At 44.0% G+C, this 3,019-nt stretch carries 5 protein-coding genes; all 5 read left to right on the forward strand.

Going from position 1 to position 3,019, the window contains the following annotated elements:
• Nucleotides 1-206: 206 nt before the first annotated feature.
• The gene (locus ACFWY9_RS44770) at nt 207-551 is read left to right on the forward strand and encodes a hypothetical protein (protein ID WP_376642741.1); all 345 of its coding nucleotides are present in this window, start codon (nt 207-209) and stop codon (nt 549-551) included.
• Between the two features lie 340 nt (nt 552-891).
• On the forward strand, nt 892-1,188 hold the full coding sequence (locus ACFWY9_RS44775; protein ID WP_063336321.1) for a hypothetical protein: 297 nt from the start codon (nt 892-894) through the stop codon (nt 1,186-1,188).
• Nucleotides 1,175-1,936, forward strand: coding sequence for a LysM peptidoglycan-binding domain-containing protein (locus ACFWY9_RS44780; RefSeq protein WP_376642739.1), 762 nt, complete (start codon nt 1,175-1,177; stop codon nt 1,934-1,936). Before ACFWY9_RS44775 ends, ACFWY9_RS44780 begins: the two co-directional genes overlap by 14 nt.
• Nucleotides 1,937-1,944: 8 nt before the next feature.
• Nucleotides 1,945-2,769 (forward strand): glycoside hydrolase family 73 protein, encoded by an 825-nt coding sequence (locus ACFWY9_RS44785; protein WP_378341758.1) that lies wholly within the window; start codon nt 1,945-1,947, stop codon nt 2,767-2,769.
• On the forward strand, nt 2,738-3,019 hold a 282-nt coding region (locus ACFWY9_RS44790; protein ID WP_378341759.1), incomplete at its 3' end, for a hypothetical protein. The genes ACFWY9_RS44785 and ACFWY9_RS44790, both read left to right, overlap by 32 nt.

Below are 3,019 nucleotides of genomic sequence, written 5' to 3' on the forward strand. Positions count from 1 at the left end.
TAACGGAGCCATGGGCGTAATGCTCGCGTGGTTCATGTTCAAACAATCAAAGGATAACGAACAGACACGGGAAATTCTAACCGATCTGAAAATGGTTATTTCAAAAATCGGGGGTGCGTCAAGCAATGACTAAAATTCTTGTTCTCACCGTTATTATCATCGTGTTTTGGTTCTTCTTTATCCGCCGCAAAAAGAAGGGATAACACATGGAAAAAGGTCTTTTGTTTTTCACGCTGGCGCTCACAGCCATATGGATTATTCTTGATGACTTTTATGGCGGCAAACACCTGTCAAAGATGGCACAGAAAATGACGCCTGACATTTCTACACCGATGGACGTTGTAAAAGATGGTTGGGAATCTACAAAAGAAACCGTCGACGAAGCCGGAAAGACAGCGAAAAAGGCAGTTGAAAAAGCGACAGGATACGACACGTATAAAAAGTATCAAAAGATGAAGCCGGAGCAGAAAAAGAAAGTCAAAAAAGCCGCTAAAGACAGTTTCATAGATGGGTTTTGGAACGGTCTTAAACGCGGTTTTGGCTTGAAGTAAAGGGGTGATTCTATGCAAGAGTTTACAAAGTCTATGCGGTTTATTATCACCTTTCTCTTTTTCGTTATCCTGCTGGGTATGTTCACAAATGAAAAAATAACGTACACGTTCTTGGTACTTGTTCTCGCAAGTATGGCAGTCCTGAACGTTGACAAGGTAAAACAAATCATGGGAGGTCTTGTGGATGGTTAACAAGTTTTTTGACGTGATTGCGGGTATCGGGATTCTCATTGGTATTTATCTGTTCCTGAAAAATGCCAAGTCTACGACTTCCATTATCAGCACAATCGCGAGCAATTCAATTTCAGGCATCAAAGTATTACAAGGGAGGTAAGGCGGCATGATGGAAGGCTATCACCTTCAAAACCGGGTTCATGCGCTTCAGGAGCTTTCACGTCCAGTGGAGCTACCTGACGCGCAGCTAGGTATTGGAGACGCTGAAGAATTACGCCCAACACATGCCAACTTCATTTACCCGATGGTTCCGAAAGAAGCATTGATCGACAAAGTAACAAACATGAGTATTGAGAAAGCGACAGTCGATCTAAACGGAAATCAGGTAGATGAAGAAAACTTCCCTAAGAATCATTATTTCGGTGATCCGATAGGAGGCTTATATTGGTATGGCGGAATTTGAACAAGTCGGTCATGAATCCGGGGGTCATTCCCCGGGTAAAAAGAAATTCCAATTAAACAAAAAGAATATTGTCATTATCGGGTCGGTTGCAATTGGGGTCTTTCTATTAGTCTCCCTTGTGACGCGTGGGCGTCCTGCTGAGGAAGAACAGTACGTGACTTCTGAAGCATTAGAGGGTGATTACTTGGATGGCAATCCTATGAATTCAAGCTTGGTTCAGGCACAGCTACAAAACAATCAATCTCTCATTGAAGGTAGCGTTGATACAGCCTTAAACAACTTTGCAAATGAATTGGGGCAGAACCAAGAATCATTTAAGTCAGATGTAATCGACACCATTACCGATATTGGCAAGGAAAACAAAACGTATGTTGACCAAGTAAAGGACAGCATTTCAAAACAGCTTGCCGATCAAGCGAAGAAATACAGCAACTTGGAAACAGAAAATGACCAGCTTCATAAAGAACTGGAAAAGCTGAAGAACGCGAAACCGTCAACACCTGCCAAAACGACAACACCTGCTAAAAAACCGTCAACCCCGGCTAAAAAGCCATCGCCAGCGAAAAAACCGTCTACACCAAAATACAAAACGGTGACGGTGAAAAAAGGTGACACGTTGTCAGAATTGACGCAGAAATATGGTAAGGGTGGTACAAAAGCCGCGTATATGGAAACAGCCAAGTTTAACAAACTCAAAGACCCGAACAAAATTAAACCGGGTCAGAAAATCAAAATCCTGACAAAGTAGGTGGAAGTATGGGCGTAAATATAAAGCCGTTTATCAAAGACGCGCAAGCCATACAGAAAGAAACTGGCATCCCTGCATCCATCATACTGGGTCAAATCATGTTAGAATCAGGCGGTTCAAACCCGGGCGGATTGTCCGGGCTTGCCTACTACTCTAAGAACCTATTTGGAATAAAGGGAAGAGGTACAGCAGGAAGTGCCACGATGGGTACGACCGAAGTATATAACGGTAAGACCTATCACGTGAAGGATGGCTTTGCAAAGTACAACAGCTATCAAGATTCCATACGCGCCCACGCGGAACTATTATCCAATCCGCGTTATGCGTCAAAGCTGAAGAACGCAAAAAGCGTTGAGGACTATGCGAAGGGAATCAAAGCTGGAGGGTATGCAACAGACCCTAACTATGTAAATAAGCTTCTCGGCATTATCAGCAGTAACAACCTTCACCAGTACGATGATAAGGACATTACATTCAAAGGAACGTCAGGAGCCGGGGCGACAGGTGGGGATTCTTCATCTTCAGGCACTGACGACAAATCATATTTATCAAATATCATGTTCGGCGTGTTCAGATGGTCTCTTATTCTCGGGCTTGCTATCATTGCAATCGTGTTCTTTATGAAAGCCTTCCCAGCAGTCGGAGACGTTGCGAAAGGTACAGCATCCACCGCAATGGATTTTGTTCCGGGTGGTCGTGCTGTCAAATCTGTTTCTAAGGGAGCCAAAGCCATTAAGAAAGGACGCAGCGCGTCAAACCACATCAAGAAAGCCGCTACAATAGCAAAAGGAGTGAACAAGAATGCCGGAACTAGTCAAACAGCCGGGGGATGACCATAAAAAGAGTACATGGCGTGAACAGACCGTCACCATGCTACCGGGCGACATTACAACGGTTTATTTTGACGACACAAAGCCGAACCATTCAGCCATAACAAATAACACAAGTCAGATCGTGTACGTACACGAGCGCCCGAGCGTGTCGCCTAACAATAATATTTTATCCGTAGCGCCGGGGACAAAAAATCTATTTGCTCTACCGCTCGCCTATAACAAAAAATACAATGACTCCGCGATAGTGCAG

It is taken from the genome of Amycolatopsis sp. NPDC059027 (assembly GCF_042739735.1).
Taxonomy (GTDB): Bacteria; Actinomycetota; Actinomycetes; order Mycobacteriales; family Pseudonocardiaceae; genus Amycolatopsis.

What these genes read in the sequence shown, in the direction of transcription:
- ACFWY9_RS44775 (WP_063336321.1), top strand. Translation starts at nt 892, where the DNA reads ATGATGGAAGGCTATCACCTTCAAAACCGGGTTCATGCGCTTCAGGAG.
- ACFWY9_RS44785 (WP_378341758.1), top strand. Translation starts at nt 1,945, where the DNA reads ATGGGCGTAAATATAAAGCCGTTTATCAAAGACGCGCAAGCCATACAG.
- ACFWY9_RS44780 (WP_376642739.1), top strand. Translation starts at nt 1,175, where the DNA reads ATGGCGGAATTTGAACAAGTCGGTCATGAATCCGGGGGTCATTCCCCG.
- ACFWY9_RS44770 (WP_376642741.1), top strand. Translation starts at nt 207, where the DNA reads ATGGAAAAAGGTCTTTTGTTTTTCACGCTGGCGCTCACAGCCATATGG.